This window comes from Allobosea sp. GW823-FHT01F03 (assembly GCF_058798075.1).
Window position 1 is genome coordinate 2,996,603 of record NZ_CM179505.1, and the last position, 25,152, is coordinate 3,021,754.

Here is a 25,152-nt window from a genome sequence, read left to right on the forward strand (position 1 = left end):
TTGGCTTCTGATTGCTGCCGGCCTGTAGCAGCGGACGGCTGCGCGCTTGATCGCGCGGTTCTCAGAGCTGCCCGGCGAGCTTGTCGCCGGCCTTGAGGAAGCGGATGGGATCGATCGCGTCGCCTTCGATACGGGTCTCGTAATGGAGATGCGGTCCGGTCGAGCGGCCGGTCGAGCCGACGCGGCCGACCACGGTGCCCGGTACGACGCTCTGGCCGACGGAGACGAGTATGGCCGACATATGGGCATAGCGCGTGCTGATGCCGCCGGCATGCTCGACCTCGACCATATTGCCATAGCCGCCGGAGTATTCGGCAGTGACGACCTTGCCGGGCGCCGTGGCCCGGATCGGCGAACCGGTTTCGGCGCGGAAATCGATCCCGGTATGCATGGCCGGGCCGCGGGTGAACGGATCGACGCGGTAACCGAAATTCGAGCTCATGTCGAAATCGCCCTGGATCGGGCGGCGCAACGGCAACTGGCTCGCCAGTTCGCGCAGGCGGGAGACGGCGGCGATGCGTGGTTGCAGGCTGTGCAGCGTCGCTTCGAACGGGCCGGCGGCGGGGTCGATCTTGATCGGGACGAAGGGGCCGCCGACGCCCTTGGCGATGCTCGAGCCGGTGGCCAGGCGGTCGGTGTCGAGGCCGGTTTCGGACAGGGCCGAGCGCAGCGTCTTCTGGGTCTCGCCGAGGCTACGGTCGATATGGCGAAGCAGGCCGAGCTGGGCCGATCCGCTCTTGTCCATGGCCTGGTCGAGCTGCACCAGAGCCTCGGCGACGCGCTGTGCCGGCGAGACCGGTTCGGCAAGCTCGCCGGATTGCCAGCCGTCGCCATTGCGCTCTTCCGCGCCGCGCAGCGCCGGCATGTCGGGCGCCGGTGTCGGCTTGGCCGGCCCGAGGGGCGCATAGCTGCTGACGCCGGAAGCCCGAACCGATGCCTCCGGCCGGATCAGACGCGGGCCAGAGGCTGATTTGACGGCCTGACTGACGCCGATGCCGTTGGCCTTCAGGGTTTCGGTTACGGCGTTGACCAGCGCCTGCTTCGATTCGAGCTCGGCCTGGCGCATGGCGATTTCGCCGACACGGGCCTCGACGCCGTCCTGATCGAGCAGGGCACGGCTGGCGAGCCGGTCGATGTCGGCGCGCAGGGCGGCGATGCGGTCCTCATAGGCATATTGCCGCGAGGTCTCCCGGCTGATCAGCCGGGCGGCGAGATCATCCTTGCGCAGGATGTACCATGTGGTCGCCCCGCTCCAGGCCGTGGTCAGGCCGAGCAATGTCAGGCCGAGCAGGGCCGTCGAGCGGCGAATGGCGAAGCTGCGGCGGGCGAGGATGCCGGTCACCGCAAGTGCCGGCGCACGGGGGTGATCCGTGTGATCGGGGAGTGTCATACGCAATACCGACTGTGACGCTGCGATGGTTCCGATTAGACCCCGTTAGGGTTAATCAATCGCAAAGCCGCCGGCAGAAACCTCGCCTGAACGGCGATTTACAACGTTTCAGCCGCCAAAAGCACCTCTTCGGCGTGGCCTTTCACCTTAACCTTGCGCCAGATCCGCGCGATCCTGCCCTCGGCGTCGATCAGGAAGGTGGTGCGTTCGACGCCCATATAGGTGCGGCCATACATGCTCTTCTCGACCCAGAGCCCATAGGCCTCGATCATCCTGCGCTCCTCGTCCGCGAGCAGGTCGATCTCCAGATCGTATTTCTGCTTGAAGCGGTCGTGCCTGGCGACCGAGTCGGGCGAAACGCCGATGATGCGCGCGCCGGCGGCGGCAAAAGCCTTGCGCAGGCCGTTGAAGGCGGTCGCCTCGAGCGTGCAGCCTTGTGTGTCGTCCTTGGGATAGGCGTAGAGTACGACCTTCCCGCCCTTGAGGGCCGAGAGCGTCAAGGTGCCGCCACCATCCTTCGGCAAGGTAAAGTCCGGGGCGAAGCTGCCTTCGTTCAGGGCCATGTCTGCCTTCCTTTGGTCGATATCGCGCCGCATGGGCTGGCGAGCCATAGGGCGGTGAGCCGGCTTAGGCCAGAGAGCAGGAACATGCGCCCGGAGAATCGGTTACTTTGCCGCAGGCTGTACCCGGTGGTCGGCTCGGCGCAATGTTCCGGCAGGGCGCCAGGGCGGATGCCGCGTCCTTCACCCGCAAGACAAAGAGCGACACGGTCTTGACCGAAGACAAGGGGAACAGTCCGGCGCCGATGCCAGCGGCGCCCGCTCCGGCACAGGCGGAGTCTTGCGAGACGGCCGCGGTGGCGAAGCGCGCCTGGAAAGGGGTGGTGACGATCGGCGTCGCCGTCCTGGTTGCGGTCGTGACGCTCTGCTTTGCCGCCGGCGCGCTGCTGGTCAGCGGCTTCATACCGCTCTCCGGGCTGGAGGGGCGGATCGCCACGGCGATCGAGGAGAGGCTCGGACCCAACTGGAAAGTCGAGGCGGAGCATGCCGGGCTCGACCGCGTCGACGGGCGCTCGCGCCTTCGCGTGCAGCAGGTCTCGTTCCGGCACTCGGGCGGCGCCTCGTTCCGGGCGCCGGAAGCGGTTCTGGGCTATGATCCGTTCGCGCTGCTGCGCGGGGAAATCAAGTTGGTCTCGCTGGAGCTGCGCGGGGTCAATATCCGGCTCGGTGTCACGCAGGATGGCGCTCTTCTTCTGGAGCAGGGCTCCCAGCCCGTGAACTTGCCCAGTGTCCCGGTGGCCGGTGATCCCGCCGACTGGAACGCCTTCACTGGCGTGATGAACGCGATCGGCGCGCTCGCCGAGGGCGACGGGCTGCTGGGCGCGCTGGAGCAGGCGGGCATGGGCGGCGCGCGCGTCACCCTGATCGATCCGACGGGCCGCCAGAAGGCCGGGCTGGAAGATGTCGAAGTGCGGCTCGAGCGGCTGGGTGGCGGGCTGACGCGGCTGGCGGCACGCGGGCGCACCGGCTCGCGCTGGAAGGAGCTGTCGATCGACCTGTCGAGCAGCCCCGACGGCACGCGCCGCGCCAGCATCGATATCCGGCGCTTCGAACCTTCCGAGGCGGTGGCGCTCGCCTTCGGCAATGCCACCGTCGCCGTCGACGGGCTGGCGCTCAGCGGCAAGATCTCGCTGACCCAGACACCGGACGGTTCCCGCAGGATCGCTGCCGGCCTCAATGTCTCACCCGGCGTCGTCAATCTGCGCAGCGCAGCACTCGAGCCGCTGGAAATTCAGGGTGCGCGCCTGGATTTCGACAGCGATGACGGGCTCAAGACGGTGCGCATCGCCACTGCCGAGATCCAGGCCGGGGCGACCAAGCTGCTCGGGCGTGGTCAGGCTCAGGAAGAGAGTGGGGTCTGGAAGGTCGCCTTCGAGGGCAGCGGGCAGATCGCCGGCGTCGACCAGGATGCGCCCGTGACGGTCGACAAGCTGCGCTCCGTCTTCGAGGTCGAGCCGACGGTGGGCGAGGTGAGAATCCAGCAGCTCGTCGTCAAGGGGCCGCTGATCGATGCCGAGGGGACCGGCGCGGCAAGGCGGGTCGCCGAGCGCAATTCGCACGAGTTCAAGATCAAGGCGGTCGATTCCGACATGAGGGCGGCGCTCGCCGTCTGGCCGGCGGTGACCTCGCCTGATCTGCACGCGACCTTGAGCCGCCAGATCCTCGGCGGCCGCGTCGAAGAGATTACCGTCGATCTCTCGGTCTCGGCAGAGGCGAATGCCCGGCTGCATGCCGGCCAGGGCATGGATAATGACGCGGTGACCGTGGTGCTCAAGGGCTCGCAGGTCAGCTTCCTGCCCAGTCCCGGTTTGCCGGTCCTTTCCAATGCCCGCGTCGCCGGCACGATCACCGGCCGGACGGTGCAGCTCAGCATCCCGCAGGCGACGGCCGATCTCGGCAATGGCCGCAAGCTGATGCTGGACGAGGGCAGCTTCGCCATGGCCGAGAGCTGGGGTGACCGGCCTATCGCGCAGATCGGCTTCCGCTCGACGGGCTCGACCGAGGCGCTGCTCTCCTTGTTCGCCTTTCCAGCGCTCAAGGAATTCTCGCCGCTGCAGATCGACCCGGCGTCGCTGCGCGGAACGAGCGAGCTGAAGAACCAGATCTCGCTGCCGCTGGTGAACGATCTGAGCTTTGCCGATGTGCACATCCAGAGCAATGGCACGCTGACCGGCGTCGCGTCGGATACGCTGCTGGGAAACGAGAAGCTGGACGGCGCCAATCTGACGCTGAGCTATGATCGCGGCCAGTTGCTGATCAAGGGCGAGGGCCGCATCGGCGGCGATCGCGGGCCGATCGAGCTGCGTCAGAACGCAAAGGGCCAGGGCGAAGCGACGGTCTCGCTGACGCTCGACAACGCCGCCCGTCAGCGCCGCGGTATCGGCCCGGAGGTCGGTATCAACGGTCCGCTTCAGGTCAAGGTGATCAAGCCGCTCGGCAAGACACCGGAGGCGCCGCCGCGCGTCGAGATCGACATGACGCGCGCCGCGATCGATACGCCGATCCCTGGCCTGAGCAAGCCGGCGGGGCGGGCCGGCCGGGCCGTCTTCACCTATGTCGGCGATGCCGACGGGCCGGATTTCGAGGACCTGACGATCGACAGCGCCCCGATCCAGGTGAAGGGCCGGATCTCGCTGAACAAGCAGAATGCGTTCGAGAGCGCCAGCCTGTCGCAGCTCAAGCTCTCTCCGGGGGACAATCTCAACAAGGTCGAGATCAGCCGTGACGGCGGCGTGACCAGGCTCTCCGTGCGCGGCGCCGTGCTCGATGCCCGGCCCTTCATTCGTGATCTCCTGAACGCGCCGGCGGCTCCCGTGCGTGGCGGCCGTACAGCCGTGACCGGTCCGGACTATGATCTCGATCTCGAAGTGCCGATCCTGACCGGCTTCAACAACGAGGCGCTGGGCAATTCGCAGCTCAAGCTGTCGCGGCGTGGCGGCGCGGTCCGCTCGATCAGCTATGCCGGCAGGATCGGACGCGCCGATCTCTCGATCAAGCAGGCGCCGCAGGGGCAGGGGGCTGGGCCCCTGGTGCTGCAGTCCGAGAATGGCGGCGCGACGCTGCGCTTCTTCGACCTCTATCGCCGCGCCCATGGCGGGGATCTCGTCCTGCGGCTCGGGACGGGCGATGTCCGGCAGGATGGCGAGGTTCTGATGCGGAACTTCACCGTCCGGGACGAGCCGGCCTTGCGCCGTGTCGTCGGCGCGCAGAGCGCGACGGCGCCGAGCGCGCTCGACCGCAACGGCGTGCCGCTCCCGCAGCGCATCGATGTCAGCGAGGTCGCCTTCACCAAGATGCGGGCCGAGTTCATCCGCAGCGCCAGCCGCATCGACATCAGCGAAGCCGTGATCTGGGGCCAGCAGGTCGGCTTCACTCTGCAGGGCAACATCGATTACGGCCGCGATCGCGTCGATATCGGCGGCACTTTCGTGCCGGGCTATGCGCTCAACAATGCCTTCGCGCAGGTGCCGGTCGTCGGCATGATCCTCGGTGGCGGGCAATATGGCGGGCTGTTCGCGGTGAATTTCCGCGTCTCGGGCTCGGCGACGGCGCCGACCATGACGGTCAACCCGCTCTCGGCGATCGCGCCCGGCATCCTGCGCCGCTTCATCGATCCGCTCGGCGGCGGCCCGCTCGAGCAGCGGCCGCAAGGCAAGGTTCCCGATACGGCGGAGCGCTGAGCAGGGGGCGGCGCCGGTCTCGGCTGTCAGCTCACACCGCCTTCGGATTGATCGCGGGTCATCCCGGGCGACCGCAGGGAGACCCGGGACCCATGCCGGAACCTTTGTCGGCTGAAGCTCAGGCACGAATCCCGGATCGGCGCCGCTGATGCGGCTTGTCGGGGGGACGGCTTTCGATTCAGCCTGATGTATGGTGTTCCGCAGCCGCCGAAAGCGAAATGGCGGCAAGCGGTTGGCGCCGGCCGTCGAGTTTCGATTCCTTCCCGGCCGCAGTTGCGGCCGGGCTTACTATGCCGTCAGACGGCCCGCAGCAGGATGTGCTTCTTCTTGCCGAAGGAGAGCTTGGCGGCGCCGTCCGTCAGGTCGGAGAGCCCGAGGCTGGCGCGCTCGTCGGTGACGATCTGGTCGTTGACGCGCAGGCCGCCGGCCTTGATCTGGCGACGGGCTTCGCCGGTCGAGGGCACGAGGCCAGCACTGACGAAGGCGCTGAGCACGCCGAGCCCGGCCTCGAACTGCGCTTTCGGCAGATCGACGCTCGGCAGGTCCTGCGCGGTCTCGCCTTCCTCGAAGGTCTTGCGCGCCGTCTCCGCTGCGGCCTCGGCCGCGGCGCGGCCGTGAAGCAGGGCGGTGACCTCGGTCGCCAGCACCTTCTTGGCCTCGTTGATCTCGGCGCCGCCGAGCGCGGCAAGCCGGGCGATCTCGGCCAGGGGCAGCTTGGTGAAGAGCTTCAGGAAGCGGCCGACATCGGCGTCCTCGGTGTTGCGCCAGTACTGCCAGAACTCGAAGACCGGCAGCAGCTTGGCATCGAGCCAGACGGCGCCGGAGGCGGTCTTGCCCATCTTGTTGCCCGAGGCGGTGGTCAGCAGCGGCGAGGTCAGGGCGTAGAGCTGCACATCGGACATGCGATGGCCGAGATCGATGCCGTTGACGATGTTGCCCCACTGGTCGGAGCCGCCCATCTGCAGGATGCAGCCGGTGCGCTTGTTCAGCTCGACGAAGTCGTAGGCCTGCAGGATCATGTAGTTGAATTCGAGGAAGGACAGCGACTGCTCGCGGTCGAGCCTGGTCTTGACGCTGTCGAAGGACAGCATCCGGTTGACCGAGAAATGCCGGCCGACATCGCGCAGGAATTCGAGATAGTTCAGCCCGAGCAGCCAGTCGGCGTTGTTCATCATCGTCGCCGGACCGGAGAAGTCGAGATAGTTCGAGAACACCGAACGGATGCCCGCAAGGTTCTGCTCGATCGTCTCCTGGGTCAGGAGCTTGCGCGCCTCGTCCTTGAAGGAGGGGTCGCCGACCATGGTGGTGCCGCCGCCCATCAGCGCGATCGGCTTGTGGCCGGTCTCCTGCATCCAGTGCAGCATCATGATCTGCATGAGGTGGCCGACATGCAGCGAGGTCGCCGTCGCGTCATAGCCGATATAGGCCGAGATCGGCCCCTTCAGTGCCGCCTGGTCGAGCCCTTCCGGGTCGGAGATCTGGTGGATGAAGCCGCGTTCGTCGAGCGTGCGCAGGAAGTCGGACTTGAAGGTGGTCATGGCGGACTCGATGGTTTGACGGTTTTCCCGTCATGGTCGGGCTTGTCCCGACCATCCACGTCTTTACGTCACTGATCGAGCGCCGTGTTCAAGACGTGGATGCTCGCCGCAAGGGCGAGCATGACGGTTCGGAGTCGTTCGGCGACAGACTCAGGCCTGTTCCTGCTCGGTCTTGAGGATCTCGGGCCCGACCTTGCGGTCGAGATATGCGCCGACCTGCTCCATCAGCTGGTCGACGCGGCCGTCGAAGAAGTGGTTCGCGCCCTCGACCACGGCGTGCTCGATCTGGATGCCCTTCTGGGTCTTCACCTTCTCGATCACGGCCATCACCTCCTTGACCGGCGCGACGCGGTCTTCCGAGCCGTGCACGAACAGGCCCGAGGACGGGCAGGGGGCGAGGAAGGAGAAGTCGTAGCGGTTCGCCATCGCAGCAATCGACAGGAAGCCCTCGATTTCGGGGCGGCGCATCAGCAGCTGCATGCCGATCCAGGCACCGAAGGAGACGCCGGTGATCCAGCAGCTCTTCGCTTCGGGGTTCAGCGCCTGCATCCAGTCGAGCGCCGCTGCGGCGTCCGACAGCTCGCCGGCGCCGTGATCGAAGCTGCCCTGGCTGCGGCCGACACCCCGGAAATTGAAGCGCAGGGCGGAAAAGCCGCGATTCACGAAGGTGTAGAACAGGTTGTAGACGATCTGGTTGTTCATCGTCCCGCCGAATTGCGGGTGCGGATGCAGGATGATGGCCAGCGGCGCGCCGCGCTTCTTGGCGGGCTGATAGCGGCCTTCGATCCGACCGGCCGGTCCGTTGAAAATAACCTCGGGCATCGTGTTTCGCCTCTTGCTGGGCAGGGCGCGCGAGCGAGCGCGCAAAAGCGGCAGGAATGCCACCGATGCGCGCGCTCGCCCTTGACGGCCCCGCTGCTCGCGCCCTACATCAGGCGCTTAGAATGGTTCTAACAGCCGTGAACAGGACGGGAACACGCAGGCGGGTGAGCGCTTGCCGCTCCAGTCTGTGCGGCTCGGACGAGGCGCCTATAGCACGGCGCAGGGGTGTAATTTCAAGCATTTCGTGCCGCGCCGCATGGCGCTCGGCAGAACATGGAGAAAATTCGCCGGTGAACGCGACTATCCGCAGTTATCTCGACCACAACGCCACCACGCCGGTCCGTCCGGCGGTGGCGGAGGCGATGTTGCGGGCACTGCAGATGACCGGCAATCCGTCCTCCATCCATGGCGAGGGGCGGATGGCACGGGCTGCGGTCGAGGCGGCGCGGGAACAGGTTGCCGCACTCTGCCGGGCCAGGGCGGCCAATGTCGTTTTCACCAGTGGCGGCACCGAGGCGAATGCGACGGTGCTCGCGCCTGGGCTAAGCGATTGCAGCGGCGGGCGCGATTGCGTGCGCGCGCCTGTGACGCTGCTGCTCCATGGTGCGACCGAGCATCCTTGCGTGCGCGACGGTCACCGCTTCCCCGCCGCTGCCGCAGAGGCGATTCCGGTCGATGCCGACGGGCTGGCTGATCTCGCCTGGCTCGAGGCGCGGCTGGCGCGCCATGCCGCGGAACGACCGGGCGAGCGGGCGCTGGTTTCGCTGCAATTCGCCAATAACGAGACCGGAGTGCTCCAGCCGGTCGCCGAGGCCGCCGCGATCGCCAGGCGCCATGGGGCGCTGATGCACAGCGACGCGGTCCAGGCCGCCGGCAAGATCGCGATCGACATCGAGGCGCTCGGCGTCGACATCCTGACGCTGTCGGCGCACAAGCTCGGTGGTCCGCAGGGTGTCGGCGCGATCGTCTTCCGCACCGGGGCGCTCGAACTCGCCGACAAGCCGCTGCGTGGCGGCGGGCAGGAACGCGGCTGGCGTGCCGGGACCGAGAACGTGCCAGGCATCGTCGGCTTTGGCGTTGCCGCGGCCGAGGCCGATGCCGCTCTGGCAAGCGAGGCCGTGCGGCTCGCGGGGCTGCGCGATGCGCTCGAGGCAGGGCTGGCGGAACTGGCGCCGGAGACGGTTGTGTTCGGTGGCAAGGTGGCCCGGCTTCCGGGGACGAGCGCCTTCGCCACGCCCGGGCTCAAGGCGGAAACAGCGCTGATCGTGCTCGATCTCGCAGGCGTTGCGCTGTCGTCGGGCTCTGCCTGCTCCTCGGGCAAGGTCAAGCGCTCGCATGTGCTGGCCGCCATGGGCGTAGACCCAGCCATGAGCGCCGGGGCCTTGCGCGCCTCGCTCGGATGGACCACCACCCGGGCGGATATCGATCGATTGCTCGCGGCCTATGCGAGGGCGGTGGCCGCAATACCGAACCGGCGGGAGCAGGCGGCGGCCTGAGCCCTCCGGAAAGACGCATACGACCAACAAGACGAAGACCAAACCGGCGGGCCTTGAACCCGCGACAGGAGAGTAGAAATGGCAGCGGTCCAGGAGACCATCGACCAGGTCAAGTCGATCGACGTGACCGAATACAAGTACGGCTTCGTGACGGAACTCGAAGTCGACAAGCCCGCCAAGGGCCTGACCGAGGACACGGTCCGCTACATCTCGGCGCGCAAGAACGAGCCGGAATGGATGCTGGAATGGCGGCTCGACGCCTTCCGTCGCTGGAAGACCATGACCGAGCCGAACTGGTCGCGCGTGCAGTACCCGCCGATCGACTATCAGGACCTGTATTATTACGCCGCGCCGAAGACGGGTGCTTCGCCGAAGTCGCTCGACGAGGTCGATCCGGCGATCCTGGAGACCTATAAGAAGCTCGGCATCCCGCTCAGCGAGCAGGAGATCCTCGCCGGCGTCGCGCCGGAGAACCGGGTCGCGGTCGACGCGGTGTTCGATTCCGTCTCGGTCGTCACCACCTTCAAGGAGGAGCTGGCCAAGGCCGGCGTGATCTTCTGCTCGATCTCCGAGGCGATCCGCGAGCATCCCGAGCTGGTGAAGAAGTACCTCGCCACCGTGGTGCCGGTGACCGACAACTACTTCGCGACGCTGAACAGCGCCGTCTTCACCGACGGCTCCTTCGTCTATATCCCCAAGGGCGTGCGCTGCCCGATGGAGCTCTCGACCTATTTCCGCATCAACGAGCAGAATACCGGCCAGTTCGAGCGGACGCTGATCATCGCCGACGAGGGCTCCTATGTCAGCTATCTCGAAGGCTGCACGGCGCCCAAGCGCGACGAGAACCAGCTGCATGCGGCGGTGGTCGAGCTGATCGCGCTCGACGATGCCGAGATCAAGTACTCGACCGTCCAGAACTGGTATCCCGGCGATGCCGAGGGCAAGGGCGGCATCTACAACTTCGTGACCAAGCGCGGCGATTGCCGCGGCAAGAACTCGAAGATCTCGTGGACGCAGGTCGAGACCGGCTCGGCGATCACCTGGAAGTATCCGTCCTGCATCCTGCGCGGCGACGGCTCGCGCGGCGAGTTCTACTCGATCGCGGTCTCGACCGGGGCCCAGCAGGTCGATAGCGGCACCAAGATGCTGCATCTCGGCAAGAACACGACGTCGAAGATCATCGCCAAGGGTATCGCGGCCGGAAAATCCGACTCGACCTATCGCGGCATGGTCTCGGCCCATCGCAAGGCGACGAATGCGCGCAATTTCACCAACTGCGACTCGCTGCTGATCGGCGACCAGTGCGGCGCGCACACCATCCCCTATATCGAGGCCAAGACCGCGACCGCGATTTTCGAGCACGAGGCGACCACGTCGAAGATCGGCGAGGATCAGATGTTCTACTGCCAGCAGCGCGGCCTCTCGGAAGAGGAAGCGGTGGCGCTGATCGTCAACGGCTTCGTCAAGGAGGTGCTGCAGCAGCTCCCGATGGAGTTCGCCGTCGAGGCGCAGAAGCTGATCACGATCTCGCTGGAAGGCTCGGTCGGCTGATTTTCACCAGCCCTCATCCTGAGGAGCCGCCGAAGGCGGCGTCTCGAAGGATGCTGGGTTTGCTTTTGAAACGCATCCTTCGAGACGCGCGCTGCGCGCGCTCCTCAGGATGAGGGCTCACGAAAGAACGAAACAAATGCTCGAAATTCGCAATCTGGTCGTCAAGATCGCCGACGAGGACAAGCAGATCCTCAACGGCCTCAACCTCACCGTGAACGCCGGCGAGGTCGCCGCCATCATGGGGCCGAACGGCTCCGGCAAGTCGACCCTGTCCTATGTCATCGCCGGCAAGGAGGACTATGAGGTCCTCGACGGCGAGATCCTGCTCAATGGCGAGAACCTGCTGGAGATGGAGGCCGATGCCCGCGCCGCCGCCGGTATCTTCCTCGCCTTCCAGTACCCGCTGGAGATCCCAGGCGTCGCCACCATGACCTTCCTGAAGGCGGCGATGAACGCGCAGCGCAAGGCGCGTGGCGAAGCCGAGTTGCTGACCCCGGACTTCATCAAGCAGGTCAACTCTGCGGCCGATGGCCTTGGCATCGCTCGTGATATGCTGCGCCGGCCACTCAATGTCGGCTTCTCCGGCGGCGAGAAGAAGCGGATGGAGATCCTGCAGATGGCGCTGCTGGCGCCGTCCATGTGCATCCTCGACGAGACCGATTCCGGCCTCGACATCGACGCGCTGCGGATCGTCGCCGACGGCGTCAACGCGCTGCGCGCCAAGAATCGCGGCTTCCTGGTCATCACCCACTATCAGCGCCTGCTCGACCATATCGTGCCCGACACGGTGCATGTGATGTCGAATGGCAGGATCGTCCGGACCGGCGGCAAGGAGCTGGCGCTCGAGCTCGAGAAGAGCGGCTATGCGTCCTATGGTGAGGCCGCGTAATGGCGATCATCACCCCGCTCAAGACCGCGGCCGAGCAGCAGCTCGCCGAGCAGTTCGCCAATGTGAAGGCGGAGCTGCCGGGTGCCGGCCCCGTGCGCAAGCTGCGCGAGGAGGCTTTTGCCGGCTTCGAAGCCAAGGGCCTGCCGCATCGCCGGCTCGAATCCTGGCGCTACACCGATCTGCGCTCGCTCGTGCGCGAGGCGATGCCGTTGGCGCGCCGCTCCGAGCGTCCTCAGGCGGTGGCTGACCGGCTCGCGATCCAGACCATCCCCGGTCCGCGTCTGGTCAGCATCGACGGCATCTTCAGCCCGGCCGATTCCGACCTCGACACGCTGCCCGAGGGCGTCACCGTCCGCAGCCTCGCCGAGGCCCTGACGGAGGCGCCCGAGGCGATGGCCGCAGCGCTGGCGCTGCCGGAGGTGGCGCGCGACGACAGCGCCCTGATGCTCAACGCCGCTTTCGCACGGGACGGCATGGTCATCGAGATCGCGCCTGGCGTGGAGCTCGCGCGGCCGATCCTGCTGCTCGGGATCAATTCCGGTGCGAAGGAAACCGCGCAGTACTCCCGCGTGCTGGTCACGGTCGGCGCCGGGGCGAAGGCCACGGTCGTCGAGCAATGCGAGAGCGTCGGCTCGGCCCCGAACCAGGTCAACAGCGCGCTGTCCTTCGTGGTCGGCGACAAGGCCGAGGTCGAACATGTCCGCCTCGTCACGCGCCAGCGGCCGGAGACGGTGCTGGTGCAGTCGCTGCTGGCGGAGGTCGGCGCGCATGCCAGCTTCGCCTCGGTCGCGCTCGCGACCTGCTGCGGCATGCTGCGCCAGCAGGGCTTCGTGCGCTATGCCGGTGAGCACAGCCGGGCGGCACTGCGCGGCATCAACCTGCTGCGCAAGCAGGAGCACTCGGACGTCACGCTGGTGATGGACCATGCGGCCGCCCATGGCGAAAGCCGCGAGCTGTTCAAGAACATCATCGAGGGCGAGGCCACCGGCGTCTTCCAGGGCAAGGTCATCGTCCGCCCGCACTCGCAGAAGACCGATGGCGGCATGAAGAGCAATGCGCTGCTGCTCAATGACGGCGCGACGATGTTCAACAAGCCGGAGCTCGAGATCTTCGCCGACGACGTGGTCTGCGGCCATGGCGCGACGGTCGCGCAGATGGATGCCGAGCAGCTCTTCTACCTGATGGCGCGCGGCCTGCCGCGGCCGCAGGCCGAGGCGCTGGTGCTCACCGCCTTCGCCGGCGAGGTCACCGAGTTCGTCAGCGACGAGGCGGTGCGCGAGATCGTCATGCGCGAGATCGACCGCTGGCTCTCGCAGCGCGAGGCGGCACCGAAGCTGGAGACAGTCTGATGCCTTACGTCAATCTGCAGATCACCAAGGGCGCGAGCCGCGAGCAGAAGGCCGAGATCGTCAAGGAGTTCACGCAGACTCTGGTGCGCGTACTCGGCAAGAACCCGCAGAACACCCATATCGTGATCCAGGAGATTGAGCGCGATGATTGGGGGCATGCCGGCACGCTGGTGGCCGATCGGCAGCCCGAGCCCGGAAAGGCCTGAGCCATGAACGCGATCGCGAAGCCCTACGACGTCGAGGCTATCCGCAAGGATTTCGCGATCCTTTCGCGCGAGGTCTATGGCAAGAAGCTGGTTTATCTCGACAATGCCGCCTCGGCACAGAAACCCGAGGCGGTGATCGAGGCGATGACCAGGCTGATGCGCGAGGACTATGCCAATGTCCATCGCGGCCTGCATTACCTCGCCAATGCCTCGACCGAGGCCTTCGAGGCCGCGCGCGAGAGCGCCCGGCGCTTCCTCAACGCCGCCCATCTCGAGGAGATCGTGTTCACGCGCTCCTCGACCGGGGCGCTGAACGCGATCGCGTCTTCGCTCGGCCGGCATCTCAAGATCCAGGAAGGCGACGAGATCATTCTCTCGATCCTGGAGCATCATTCCAACATCGTGCCCTGGCATTACTGGCGTGAGCGCCATGGCGCCGTGATCAAATGGGCGCCGGTCGACGAGGATGGCAATTTCCTCGTCGAGGAGTTCGAGAAGCTGATCTCGCCGCGCACCAAGGTGGTGGCGCTGACGCATATGTCGAATGCGATCGGCACCGTCGTGCCGATCGCCGAGATCGCCAAGATCTGCCAGAGCTACCGTATCCCGCTGGTCGTCGACGGCAGCCAGAGCGCCGTGCATATGCCGGTCGACGTGCAGGCTCTGGGCTGCGACTTCTACGCCTTCACCGGCCACAAGACCTATGGGCCGACTGGTTCGGGCGTGCTCTGGGGCAAGCGGGAATGGCTCGCCAAGCTGCCGCCCTATGAGGGCGGCGGCGAGATGATCGTCACCGTCAGCGAGGATGCGATCACCTATAATGATCCGCCGCATCGCTTCGAGGCGGGCACGCCCGCGATCGTCGAAGCCGTCGGCCTCGGTGCCGCGCTCGACTACATGATGGCGCTCGGTCGCGAGAACATCGCCGCGCACGAGGCGAGGCTGCATGACTATGCCATGCAGCGGCTCGGAGAGATGAATTCGGTCCGCATTTTCGGCAAGGCCCGGGAGAAGGGCGCGATCATCGCCTTCGAGATGAAGGGCGCCCATGCGCATGACGTCGCCACGGTGATCGACCGGGCCGGCGTCGCCGTCAGGGCGGGGACCCATTGCGCGATGCCGCTGCTCGCCCGATATGGGGTGACATCGACCTGCCGTGCGTCGTTCGGCCTCTACAACACGCTCGAAGAAGTCGATAAGCTGGTCGAGGCCCTGCGCAAGGCGGAAGACCTGTTCTCCTGAACCGCCGATTGCCTGAATTGGAAGCGCCATGAGCGACACTGCCGAGCAAATCAAGCCGAACGCGCCCACGATGGGCGCCAGCACCGGCCTGCCGCCGGAGGAGATCGACCGGCTGACCGACGATATCGTCGCGGCCCTGAAGACGGTCTACGATCCGGAAATCCCGTCCGACATCTACGAACTCGGGCTGATCTATCGCGTCGACATCGCCGATGATCGCCAGGTCACCATCGACATGACGCTGACGGCACCGGGTTGCCCGGTCGCCGGCGAGATGCCGGGCTGGGTCGAGAACGCGGTCGGTGCCGTGCCCGGCGTCGCCTCGGTCACGGTCAACATGACCTTCGATCCGCCCTGGGACCAGTCGCGCATGTCGGACGAGGCACGCGTCGCGCTCGATATGTGGTGAAGCCGGACTTCGGCTCGGGACAGGAAGAAGGCCGCTGCCGATGCGGCGGTCTTCTTCGTTTACGGCCGGGACGCAGCTGTGTCAGGGCTCGCGGACGACGCGGAAGCCATTGGTATAGAAGCGCACATCGCTTTCGTATTTGAAGCGCGCGGCCGAGCGCAGATAGCGCGGATCATTGTTGAAGGAGCCGCCGCGCAGCACGCGTTCGCGGCAGCCCGGCGGCGAATAGGCGCTGCCGTCGCGCGGCGAGGAGCGGTAGCTCTCGCTCCAGCAATCGGCCACCCATTCGGCGGCGTTGCCGGCCATGTCGTAGAGGCCGAAGCCGTTGGGCGCGAACTGGCCGACTTCGATCGCCTGGCGTCGCGGCTGGGCGTTGCAGCCGACGCAATTGGCCTTTTCCTTGTCGATCGTGTTGCCCCAGGGGTAGCTGGTGGTGGTGCCGGCACGGGCGGCGTATTCCCATTCCGCCTCCGTCGGCAGGCGATATTTCCGCCCGGTCTTGAGCGAGAGCCAGACGACATAGGCGCCGGCATCGTTCCAGTGGATGTCGGTGACCGGCCGTCGGCCGCGCCCGAGATTACGGTCGCTCGGGCGGTGGCTGCAGCCGCCCTCGGCGACGCAGGCATCCCATTCCGCGAACGTCACTTCGCGGGTGCCGATATAGAAGGGCCGGCCGATCGCGACCGAGCGCACCGGCTTCTCGAACTCGAACATCTCGTTCGAGCCCATTTCGAATGTGCCGGCCGGGATCAGGCTGAGTTCCGGGCAATCCTCGCAATCGCGCAGGGGCCTGGCGGGTGCCGGCGTCGCGCCGGGCCGGGCTTGCGTGGCGCTCGCCGTCTGGGCGGGAGCCGGGCTGGTGGGCCGCGCCTGGCCGCGGGTGCGGTAGAACTCCTCCCGCGTCCGGGCGAGGCTGGCGAAGCGGCCATTCGGATAGGCGTCGAGATAGGCGCGGTACTCGGCCGGGTTCTCGCTGTTGCGGATGGTTTCCCAGAAGGAGAGCTCATAGGGGCCGAGCTGGTCGGATTGCGGGCCGGGCGGCGGCGGCGCCATGATGACGCCGCGGGTCGCCTGGGCGATGGCGGCCGGCTTGCCGTTCGGCGTCACGACCAGCCCGGCCGCAGGCGGCGACGAGATCCAGACTTGCTGCTTGCGCCGCGTGGCGCGGGCAACCGCATCGCGGGTGCGGGTCAGCGCAGCAGCCATGTCGAGCCCGGGCGTGCGGATCGCCTTGAGCCATTCCGCGATCGACGGGTCGGTGCGGCCGGGCGTCTCGGCCTGGGTGCGCCCCGGTGCGACCGGCGCCATCACGGCGATGTTCTCCAGCGGCTCGATCGGCGCCAGGCCCTTGCGATTGCCGAGGGCCGCCTGCCAGGGATTGTCGCGGGCGGCGTCGAGGACGACCACAGCGCTCGCCGGCCGGCTGACGATCAGCGCGTCGAGCAGACCGTCGAAATCGGAGGCATCGCGACCGAGATCGCCTGGCGAGCGAATGTTGGCGTCGACCGCAGCGAGGAAGTTGCGGCCGCGGTGCTGGACGGCATGCCCGGCATAGAAGACCACGACATGGGCGCCGCGGGTCAATTTCTCCCGGAAGGCGGCCAACGCCCGCTCCAGCCCGGCCCGATCGGCGTTCTCGACCATGGTGACATCGAAATCGCCCTGCCGCAGCGCCTCGGCGACGGCGCGGGAATCCGTGACGGGATTGGCCAGGGGCGCTTCGCGATAGGCGGCGTTACCGATGACCAGCGCCAGCCGGGCCGGGGTCGCCCCGGCCTGAGCGAGGGCCGGCGGGGAAAGCCACCATGTCTGAGCCAGCCAGGCGGCCAATGCCAGAAGCAGGGGAGTGAGCCGGCGGTACCAGGACATGCGGTTCAGCACTCCGACAGGCCGCCCGCGCCGTCACGGGCGTGAAGCTTCAGCGAACATAGACTGTGATCTTCTGAGACATTACCGGCGGCCGATGCGGCATGTGCAGATGGTCGCCGAGCAGCAATTGCAGCGTATGCGTGCCCTTGGGCAGGGTGACGACGACCTCGGTCTGGCCATTGCCGAGATGGATGTGGTTGTAGTCGGCCGGGATAGGCTGATCCGCAGGCGGTGGCTCGACATCGATCAGCAGATGGTGATGACCGGTCAGCGGCTTGTCGATGCCGGCCGGCGCGATGCCCATTTCCTTCAGCCCCATCCGCACCGTGAAGCGTTCCGGTACGCGCAGGCCGTCGAGTGGATAATGGAAGTAGAGCAGCGCACCGCGCGGCGATGGCTGGCGCTGCGCCGTCTGCGCCGACGGGCTGGTGGCCGCGAGCAGCGGGCAGAGCAGGGCGAGGCCGAACAGTGCGGACAGCCGCCACATGCGGAAGGTGGCATCAGAGCCGGCAGTGCGGACAGGCGCCCTCATCGACGCGCACTCCGCTTCCGGGGATTGCCGACGAAGACCTCGATCCGCTCGGATAGGACCGGCGGATCGTGCGGCACGTGCTGATCGTCGCCGAGGATGAGCTGCAGGCTGTGCCGGCCGGGCGGCAAGGTGATCTTCCGCTCGGTCTGGCCGTTGCCGAAGTGGAGATGATTGAGATCGCTGGGGATGGCGACGTCGAGCGGCGGCGTCGGTACGTCGATCAGCAAATGGTGATGGCCGGTATTGGGCTTGGCGACACCGGCCGGAGCCACGCCCATATTGCGCAACCCGAAGCGGATGGTCGAGGTCGCGTAGATCGTCGCGCCATTGCGCGGGTAGATGAAGTAGACTGCGGCGTCGTTGGGAGCGGGCGTGCGCCCGGGCTTGCCCGGCGCAGCCTGTGCCGCGGAAAGAGGCTGCGCCGCCGCGGCCGCTTCGACACGCACCCGGATCTTTTGCGACATCACCGGCGGATCGTGCGGGACGTGCTCGTGGTCGGCGAAGAGGAGCTGCAGCGTGTGCTCGCCCGGCGATAGGCTGAGTTCGGTCTCGGTCTGGCCGCGGCCGAAATGCAGATGGTTGAAGTCGCTGGGTATCTCGCGGTCGAGCGGCGGCAGTTCGGTGTCGACCAGGAGATGGTGGTGGCCGGCATTGTCCTGCTTCGTGCCGGCAGCTGCGATCGCGATGTTCTCGCTGCCGAAGCGGACGATGGAGCGGGCCGGGATCGTCGCGCCATCCTGCAGGCCGATGAAGAACACCCGGGCGTTCGGCGCCGCGGCGGTGCGCGGTTTCTCTAGCGGCGCGGCTTCGACCTCGACGGTGATCTTCTCGGACATCACCGGCGGATCATGAGGCACGTGATCGTGATCGGCGAAGAGCAGCTGCAAGCTGTGGCGGCCGGGCGAAAGCAGGATCTCCGCTTCGGTCTGGCCGCCGCCGAAATGCAGATGGTTGAAATCGCTCGGGATCGGCTGGCCGAGCGGCGGCAGCTCCGTGTCGATCAGCAGGTGATGATGGCCGGCGTTGCGGCGCGGGCTGCCGGCGGGGGCGATCTCCATGCCGGTGACGGAAAAACGCACCAGGAGTTTGGCGGGAACCTTGGCCTTGTCGCGCAGATCGATGAAGGAAACCCTGGCCGCCGCCGGCGCAGGGCTGCGCGGCCGTGCTCGTTCCTGCGCCATGGCCGAACTCGCCAGCGCGGCGAGAACCGCTGAAATGCCGACAACAAGCCTGAGCCGAATACCCTGCATCGGCGCTCTTCCCGAGGGCGCGGCATGGAGGAAAAAAGCTATCAGGCCCCAGTCGCAGGGGCAAGCAGAGTGCGGGTGGCGACAAGGGGCAGGTCTGGATTTTTGACGCGTCTTTCTTTAGGTTGACGCAGGGAATGGTGCCATGAACATCGCGTTCAAGCTCTGTGCACTGGCCGCTCTTCTATTGCAGACGTTGGCCTTGCCAGCGCTGGCACAGGATCGCCGCGTCGCGCTGGTGATCGGCAACTCGACCTATAAGAACGCACCCGCTTTGCCGAACACGGTCAATGATGCGCGCGATACCGCCGAGGCCCTGCGCAAGCTCGGCTTCGAGGTCGTCGACGGGCTCGACCTCGACAAGCGCGGCATGGACCAGGCGCTGGCCCGCTTCGCCCGGCTGGCCCAGGATGCCGATGCGGTGATGTTCTACTATGCCGGCCACGGCTTCCAGTTCAACGGCGAGAACTTCCTGGTTCCGCTCGAGGCCAGGATCGATGACGAGGTCTCGGTCCAGTACGAGACGCTCAAGCTCAGCGAGGTGATCACTGCGCTCGGCTTCGCCAAGGGCGTCAAGATCATGGTGCTCGACGCCTGCCGCAACAATCCCTTCGTCGCCCAGCTCTCGAAGAAGCAGGCGACGCGCGGCTTTTCGGTCGGCTCGGGCCTCGCGCCGATCGCGCGGGCGCAAGGCATGGTCACGGCCTATGCGACGCAGGCCAATGACGTCGCGGCCGATGGGGCCGGGCGCAACAGCCCGTTCACGGCGGCGCTGGTCCAGGAGATGAAGCAGCCGGGACTCGAGATCGCCACCATGTTCCGCCGGGTCCAGAAGGCGGTCTATGACGCGACCGGCGGCAGGCAGACGCCCGAATTGTCGCTCTCCCTGCTCGGCGACTTCTACCTGAACCGGGAGGAGACCGACGCCGATATCTGGAAGCGGCTGCGCAGCAGCGACAATGCCGCCGAGATCAAGGCCTTCATCCAGCGCTTCCCCGCGAGCTTCTTCGCGGTCGACGCAAAGACGAGGCTCGATCTGCTCGAACGTCGCAATTTCGCGACGAGCGAGCGCGCGAAACTGGAGAGCGAATTCGCGGCGCGCGAGAAGGCGTTGCTGGAACGGGTCCAGCAGGCCGAGAAGAGCCGGCAGCAGGCCGCCACCGATCTCGCCGGCCGCGACGCGGGCAAGACCGATGCCGAGCGCTCGCTGCCGCGGCCGGCCGATAGGCCGACGCAGGCGCCGGCCTCCGCGAGCGTGCCGGCGGCAAAGCCTTCGGATGCAGGCGAGCGCGAGCGGCTCGCCAAGGAGCTCGCCAGGCGCGAGCAGGAACTCGCTTCGCTCGAGGCCGAGAAGGCCAGGCTGTCCCAGGAGCGCCAGGACCGCGAAAAGGCGGTCGCGGCACGGATCAGCGCCGGTGCTGCCGTCAAGGAGTTGCCGGTGCCCGAGAAGCCGCTCTTGCCGAGCGCTCGTCCGACCCGGCAGGAGGCGCGACCGGTGCCGCCTCAGGAGCGCACGGTCCTCGACCGCAGGTCGACGGATGTCTTGCTCGGCGGCGGCGAGCCTCCGGCTCCGGCACGCGCCAGCAAGAACCGGCGGCCGAACGGCGCGCGTGACTGTACCGAGGATTTGATGCGGGCCCAGCTCGGCGATGGCGGCGGCAATGCGCTGAAGGGCTGCCGCTGAGCTGAGGCCCGCGGAGCGGTGATGGTGGAGCAAGCTGGATGAGCGCAGCCCCGGTGCCGGCGTCGGCTTATGGCGCAATGAGGCCCGCTGCCCTGGCGGGTTGCGGGCTCCTTGCCTTGCTCGGCGTCACAGTCGTGGCCGTTGCCCAGGCACCCGCGCCAGTATCGCCGCCGCCCGCTGCGGCCGCGCCTGCACCGATCCCGTTCGCCGAGGCCCTGCAGCGGGCGGCTGCCGATCTGTTCGGCAAGGCCGAGCTCTCCGGCGAGCGGGTCGATCTGGTGATCGACCCCTTGATCGACGGCATTTCCGGGGCGCAGTCGACCTCGACGCGCTCCATGCAGCAGACGCTTTCCGATATCGTCGGGGCATCCTATCCACGCTTTCGCCTGCAGCCATTCACGACGGAGAGCCTGGCGCGCGAGCCGGTCGTCCTGATCGGGACCTTCACGGCTGTGAACAATGCCGGCGATGCCAAGGGCGCGCGCGATGCCTATCGGATCTGCCTGACGCTCGCCGATCTGAAGTCGAAGCGCGTCGTCTCGAAGGGCGTCGCCCGGGCCCGCCCCGAGGGCGTCGACGTGACGCCGACGACCTATTACCGCGACGCGCCGCTATGGACGAAGGACCCGGCGACCGAGGCCTATATCAAGGTCTGCCAAGGGACCAGGCTCGGCGAGCCGATCGACCCGGTCTATCTCGAGCGCCTGAACGCCGCCGCTCTGATCAATGACGGCATCCTCGAATACGAGGCCAGGCGCTATCGCGAGGCGCTGGCCTTCTACCGTACGGCGCGGACGCTGCCGGGCGGCGACCAGCATCGCGTGCGGGTCGGCGCCTATCTCGCCGCCAGCAAGCTCGGGCGCAGCGAGGACGCGGTCGACGCCTTCGGCGACCTCGTCGACAGCGGCCTCGCGAGCAACCAGCTCATGGTCAAGCTGCTGTTCCAGCCGGGGTCGACGCAGTTCATCGCCAATCCGCAGATCACCGAACCCTATCCGATGTGGCTGAGCCAGATCGCGACGCGCGCCAGGCAGAAGGACGCCTGCCTCGAGATCGTCGGACACACCTCGCGTACCGGCACACAGCATCTCAACGAGCGGCTTTCGGTGCTGCGGGCGCAATATGTGATGGAGCTGCTCCAGGCGGGCGTTCCGGACAGCCGCAACCGCATGATCGCCACCGGAAAGGGCTTCAACGAGAACCTGATCGGGACCGGCAAGGACGATGCCAGCGACGCGCTCGACCGCAGGGTCGAGTTCAAGGTGATCGGCTGCTGAGCGTGACCAGGCGGGAGGCGAGCGTGGCGGATGGATTGCCTTGATGAGCGCGAGCAAGTCCAACCCCTATGACGCCGTCGCCTATCCCGGCCATGCCTTCTCGCAGACCCATCCCGGGCATCTGGCGACGATCGCGCATTTCCACGGCATGCAGCCGGCGCCGACGGCGACGATGCGGGTACTGGAGCTCGGCTGCGGCAGCGGCGGCAATCTGATCCCGATGGCGCTGCAATCGCCCGGCGCCAGCTTCGTCGGCATTGACCTCAGTGCCAGCGCGATCGCCCGGGCCAAGGCCGAGGCCGGCGAACTCGGTCTCGACAACATCGCTTTCCACCATCTCGACATCATGGCGGCGGATGCCGGCCTTGGAACGTTCGACTACATCCTGGTGCACGGCGTCTATTCCTGGGTGCCGCCCTTCGTGCGCGAGCGCATCCTGGCGCTGTTCGGCGAATTGCTGCGGCCTCAGGGGATCGCCTATGTCAGCTACAACGCCCTGCCGGGTTGCCGGCTGCGCGATCTTGCCCGCGACATCATGCTCTACGAGACGCGCGACATCGAGGAGCCGCTGGAGCGGGTCCGTGTCGCGCGGGCCGCGATCAAGCGCTTCGCCGAGGCGACCGATCCCGGCTCCTTCTACGGGGCGGCGCTGCGCGAGCGCCTGCAGCAGATCGACGAGATCCCGGACAATGTCCTCTACCATGACGATCTCAATCCCGGGGCGCGGGCGTTCGCGCTGCACGAGGTGCTGGACGCCGCAGCGCCGCACGGCTTGCAATTCCTCGCCGAGGCCTCGTTCCCCAATAATTTCGGCGGGGCGCAAGGGCCAGCCCAGCAGATCCTGAACGCGATCCCGGTCGACGAGCCGCTGCGCCAGGAGCAGTCGCTCGACCTTCTGATCGGACGCTGCTTCCGCCAGACGCTGCTTTGTCGCTCGGATATCGCGCTCCAGCGCGGCTTCTCGCGCTTTACGCTCGCCTCTTATCATCTCGCCGCGAATGTCCGCGAGGCCGAGGAGAAGGACGACAGGCCCGGCGTCGGCGGGTTCCTGTTCGGTAGCGACGTCCGGCTTGCCGTCGACCTCGAAAGCGCAAAGGCGGCCTTGCGGGTGCTCGGCCAGGCCTGGCCCGGCAGCATCGGCCATGCCGAGCTCGTCGCGAGCGCTCTGGACGAAGCCAGGGACAGCCTCGGTCCCGATATCGGGCGCGAGACCGGCCGGCTCAACGAGGCGCTGGCGGCGATCTATCGGGCCGGCCTGCTGGAGATCAGCCTGGAGCCGCACCGGCTCATCACGGCCGTCGGCGAGCGTCCGGTGGCGAGCCTGCTGGCACGGCGGCAGGCGCTGGCCGGCAACGAGGTCACCGATCTGCGCCACCGCGCCGTGGCGCTGGATGGCGTCGTGGTGCGCAAATTCGTCAGCCTGCTCGACGGCACGCGGACGGCGCCGATGCTGCTGGCCGAGATGAACGCCTTCCTGGCCGAGGCGCATGCTGCGGGGCGTGACGCCGCGGACCTTCCCCGGCGCGCGACGGCGGAGGAGGTCGAAATGCATCTGCGCGACGTCGCCCGGCTCGGCCTGCTGGCGGGCTGACATTGTCGCTGACCCGTTCCACGCGTATCCTTCTGCGTCGTCCGAGCAGAGGGCGGCTGTCGGGCCGCGGGCTCGCGGGCGCGGCCGATATCGCCGGCGGTAGCGAGGCATGAGCCAGCGCTTCAAGCAGTTCCAGGCCGCGTTCCGGGAGGATGCCTGCCTCGAGGCGATGATGCAGGCGAGCCGGGGCGGCATCAGCATCGCCTGTCCCGCCTGCGGCCGGGTTTCCGCCTTCGTGCCGCGCCTCAAGCTGCGCGCCTATGCCTGCGGGTACTGCAATTTCCTGGTCTCGCCCTGTGCCGGGACACCGCTGGAGAGCCGTCGGACCTCGCTGCAGCTCTGGTTCTTCGCGATCAGGCTGCTGGCGGAGCAGGGGCCCAAGGCGGCGGCGGTGCTGGAACGCGAGGCGGGCATCTCGAACGAGCAAGCCCGCCGGATGGTCGGAGAACTCGACGCCGCCGCCAAGGACGGGGCCGGCTGGTTCACGGCCGCCCGCAAGGCAGTGGCGGGCGGCGCCGGCCTGGTCCCGGCGCTGGGCATTGCGGGCACCGCGCGGAATGCCTTGCCGCGTAAAGCATTGCAGGGCGCGGCGATTTCGGCGGATGGCGCAGGCCGGGCCCGGCTGCTGGCGCTGGCGGGCGCGGGGAGCGTCGTCGTGGCGGTGATGGCGGGCGTGGCGGTTGCGACGCTGACACCAGCTCCTGCGCCGGCTCCCGATCCCGATTTCGCGCCCGCCGAGACGGTCGACGCGCCTTCGCTGCAGGCGCCGATGCGCCCCTCGTTGATCCTGTCCTCGGTCGAGGGCGATCTTGAAGCGGCGCGGCAGGCGACGCAGTTTGCGCTCAGCAACGATCCCTCGCTGGCGGCTCTGACCGAACAGTCGGCGGACGAAGCCTCCGGGGCATCGCCGCAGGTGCCGGCTTTGCCGCTGCCGGTGCTGCCGCCTTCGAACATCCTGCTGGTGCCGCCGAAGCTGCCTGCCAGGCCCGGCGCCGTGCCGGCTCCGGCAGCCGTGCCGCGCCAGCAATTGCCGCGGGCGCCGATCACCATTGGCGGCGATCCCGACCAGATCCTGACCTTCGGGCCGATCCGCATCCGCCGGCATCTGGTCGACATCATCGTGCGGGCGGGGCGGGTCGTCGGGGCGGACCCGACCCTGCTGATGGCGGTCGCCGACAAGGAATCCTCGTTCTCGACCACGGTCCAGGCGAAGACCTCCTCGGCGACCGGGCTCTACCAGTTCATCGAGCAGACCTGGCTCGGCGTCGTCTTCGAGTTCGGCCGCAAGCACGGCATGGTCGCCGAGGCTGCGCTGGTCACGCGCAATGGCCGGCAATTCGTGGTCGCCGACGCCAATGAGCGCCAGCGCATCCTCGACCTCAGGCGCGAGCCCTATCTCTCGGCCCTGCTCGCCGCCGAGATGCTGAAGCGCGACACGCTGCGACTGGAGAAGGCGATGGGGCGCCACCTCACCGGCGGCGAGATCTACCTGATCCACTTCCTCGGCCCGGATGCGGCGCAGACCTTCATCGAGACCATGGAGGAGACGCCCGGCGCCAGCGCGGCCGAGTTGCTGCCGCGTCCGGCGCAGGCCAACCGGCCGATCTTCTATGCCGAGGCCGGCGGCGAGACCAAGACGCTCTCGGTCTCGGAGGTGCACAAGAAGTTCAACGAGATGATCAAGGTGCGCCTCGACCGCTACAAGGTGGTGCGCGGCGGCGCCCCGCCGGCTCCGGCGCGAAGCCCATCACGGTAGGAACCGGCCCCGGCTGGCCGGCCCGCGGAAGCAGGGTTCCGGTCGTCGCCGCGGATCGCAGTGC

General features: G+C 67.4%; 19 protein-coding genes. 12 read left to right on the forward strand and 7 right to left on the reverse strand.

Features of this window, described 5'->3' with window-relative positions:
* Positions 1 to 61: 61 nt before the first annotated feature.
* Positions 62 to 1,390 carry a M23 family metallopeptidase gene (locus tag AC3RCC_RS14420; RefSeq protein ID WP_291639664.1) on the reverse strand — a complete coding sequence of 443 codons (1,329 nt, stop codon included), beginning with the start codon at positions 1,388 to 1,390 and terminating at the stop codon, positions 62 to 64.
* Positions 1,391 to 1,488: 98 nt separating this feature from the next.
* Positions 1,489 to 1,953, reverse strand: a complete 465-nt coding sequence (locus AC3RCC_RS14425; protein ID WP_291639666.1) for a peroxiredoxin — start codon at positions 1,951 to 1,953, stop codon at positions 1,489 to 1,491.
* A gap of 293 nt (positions 1,954 to 2,246) precedes the next feature.
* On the opposite strand from AC3RCC_RS14425, the gene AC3RCC_RS14430 reads away from it, so the two are divergent.
* Positions 2,247 to 5,630, forward strand: coding sequence for a hypothetical protein (locus tag AC3RCC_RS14430; RefSeq protein WP_492255700.1), 3,384 nt, complete (start codon positions 2,247 to 2,249; stop codon positions 5,628 to 5,630).
* 296 nt (positions 5,631 to 5,926) lie between these two features.
* Here the strand turns inward: AC3RCC_RS14430 and tyrS are convergent, their stop codons facing one another.
* Positions 5,927 to 7,168: a tyrosine--tRNA ligase gene (gene tyrS / locus AC3RCC_RS14435; RefSeq protein WP_291639670.1), complete on the reverse strand. Its 1,242-nt coding sequence runs from the start codon at positions 7,166 to 7,168 to the stop codon at positions 5,927 to 5,929.
* 150 nt (positions 7,169 to 7,318) lie between these two features.
* A complete protein-coding gene (locus AC3RCC_RS14440; RefSeq protein WP_291639672.1) occupies positions 7,319 to 7,990 on the reverse strand; it encodes an alpha/beta hydrolase in 672 nt (223 codons plus the stop codon).
* 290 nt (positions 7,991 to 8,280) lie between these two features.
* Here AC3RCC_RS14440 and AC3RCC_RS14445 point away from each other — a divergent pair, with 290 nt between their 5' ends.
* The 7 genes from AC3RCC_RS14445 (at position 8,281) to AC3RCC_RS14475 (ending at position 15,132) form a co-directional block, all read left to right on the forward strand.
* Positions 8,281 to 9,486, forward strand: coding sequence for a cysteine desulfurase family protein (locus tag AC3RCC_RS14445; protein ID WP_492255701.1), 1,206 nt, complete (start codon positions 8,281 to 8,283; stop codon positions 9,484 to 9,486).
* 78 nt (positions 9,487 to 9,564) lie between these two features.
* Positions 9,565 to 11,037 (forward strand): Fe-S cluster assembly protein SufB, encoded by a 1,473-nt coding sequence (gene sufB / locus AC3RCC_RS14450; protein WP_291639676.1) that lies wholly within the window; start codon positions 9,565 to 9,567, stop codon positions 11,035 to 11,037.
* A gap of 136 nt (positions 11,038 to 11,173) precedes the next feature.
* On the forward strand, positions 11,174 to 11,926 hold the full coding sequence (gene sufC / locus AC3RCC_RS14455) for a Fe-S cluster assembly ATPase SufC (protein WP_291645569.1): 753 nt from the start codon (positions 11,174 to 11,176) through the stop codon (positions 11,924 to 11,926).
* Entirely contained in the window at positions 11,926 to 13,275 is a 1,350-nt protein-coding gene (gene sufD / locus AC3RCC_RS14460) for a Fe-S cluster assembly protein SufD (RefSeq protein WP_492255702.1), read from the forward strand. Before sufC ends, sufD begins: the two co-directional genes overlap by 1 nt.
* On the forward strand, positions 13,275 to 13,481 hold the full coding sequence (locus tag AC3RCC_RS14465; protein ID WP_291639681.1) for a tautomerase family protein: 207 nt from the start codon (positions 13,275 to 13,277) through the stop codon (positions 13,479 to 13,481). The genes sufD and AC3RCC_RS14465 overlap by 1 nt, the downstream gene beginning before the upstream one ends.
* Positions 13,482 to 13,484: 3 nt before the next feature.
* Complete coding sequence (locus tag AC3RCC_RS14470) at positions 13,485 to 14,723, forward strand: cysteine desulfurase (protein ID WP_291645566.1); 1,239 nt, start codon at positions 13,485 to 13,487, stop codon at positions 14,721 to 14,723.
* A 70-nt stretch (positions 14,724 to 14,793) separates the two neighbouring features.
* On the forward strand, positions 14,794 to 15,132 hold the full coding sequence (locus AC3RCC_RS14475; protein ID WP_291633100.1) for an SUF system Fe-S cluster assembly protein: 339 nt from the start codon (positions 14,794 to 14,796) through the stop codon (positions 15,130 to 15,132).
* A gap of 81 nt (positions 15,133 to 15,213) precedes the next feature.
* Here the strand turns inward: AC3RCC_RS14475 and AC3RCC_RS14480 are convergent, their stop codons facing one another.
* Genes AC3RCC_RS14480 through AC3RCC_RS14490 form a run of 3 tightly spaced genes read right to left on the reverse strand, consistent with a single transcriptional unit; the run spans position 15,214 to position 18,783 of the window.
* On the reverse strand, positions 15,214 to 17,001 hold the full coding sequence (locus tag AC3RCC_RS14480; protein WP_492255703.1) for an SUMF1/EgtB/PvdO family nonheme iron enzyme: 1,788 nt from the start codon (positions 16,999 to 17,001) through the stop codon (positions 15,214 to 15,216).
* 49 nt (positions 17,002 to 17,050) lie between these two features.
* Positions 17,051 to 17,533 (reverse strand): DUF4399 domain-containing protein, encoded by a 483-nt coding sequence (locus AC3RCC_RS14485; protein ID WP_291645564.1) that lies wholly within the window; start codon positions 17,531 to 17,533, stop codon positions 17,051 to 17,053.
* Positions 17,530 to 18,783, reverse strand: coding sequence for a DUF4399 domain-containing protein (locus AC3RCC_RS14490; protein ID WP_492255704.1), 1,254 nt, complete (start codon positions 18,781 to 18,783; stop codon positions 17,530 to 17,532). Before AC3RCC_RS14490 ends, AC3RCC_RS14485 begins: the two co-directional genes overlap by 4 nt.
* A 142-nt stretch (positions 18,784 to 18,925) precedes the next feature.
* On the opposite strand from AC3RCC_RS14490, the gene AC3RCC_RS14495 reads away from it, so the two are divergent.
* The 4 genes from AC3RCC_RS14495 (at position 18,926) to AC3RCC_RS14510 (ending at position 25,088) form a co-directional block, all read left to right on the forward strand.
* On the forward strand, positions 18,926 to 20,464 hold the full coding sequence (locus AC3RCC_RS14495) for a caspase family protein (RefSeq protein WP_492255705.1): 1,539 nt from the start codon (positions 18,926 to 18,928) through the stop codon (positions 20,462 to 20,464).
* Positions 20,465 to 20,502: 38 nt separating this feature from the next.
* Positions 20,503 to 21,741 (forward strand): OmpA family protein, encoded by a 1,239-nt coding sequence (locus tag AC3RCC_RS14500; protein WP_492255706.1) that lies wholly within the window; start codon positions 20,503 to 20,505, stop codon positions 21,739 to 21,741.
* A gap of 43 nt (positions 21,742 to 21,784) precedes the next feature.
* Positions 21,785 to 23,332: a methyltransferase regulatory domain-containing protein gene (locus AC3RCC_RS14505; protein WP_492255707.1), complete on the forward strand. Its 1,548-nt coding sequence runs from the start codon at positions 21,785 to 21,787 to the stop codon at positions 23,330 to 23,332.
* Positions 23,333 to 23,441: 109 nt separating this feature from the next.
* Positions 23,442 to 25,088, forward strand: a complete 1,647-nt coding sequence (locus tag AC3RCC_RS14510) for a transglycosylase SLT domain-containing protein (RefSeq protein ID WP_492255708.1) — start codon at positions 23,442 to 23,444, stop codon at positions 25,086 to 25,088.
* The last annotated feature ends 64 nt before the right edge of the window (positions 25,089 to 25,152 follow it).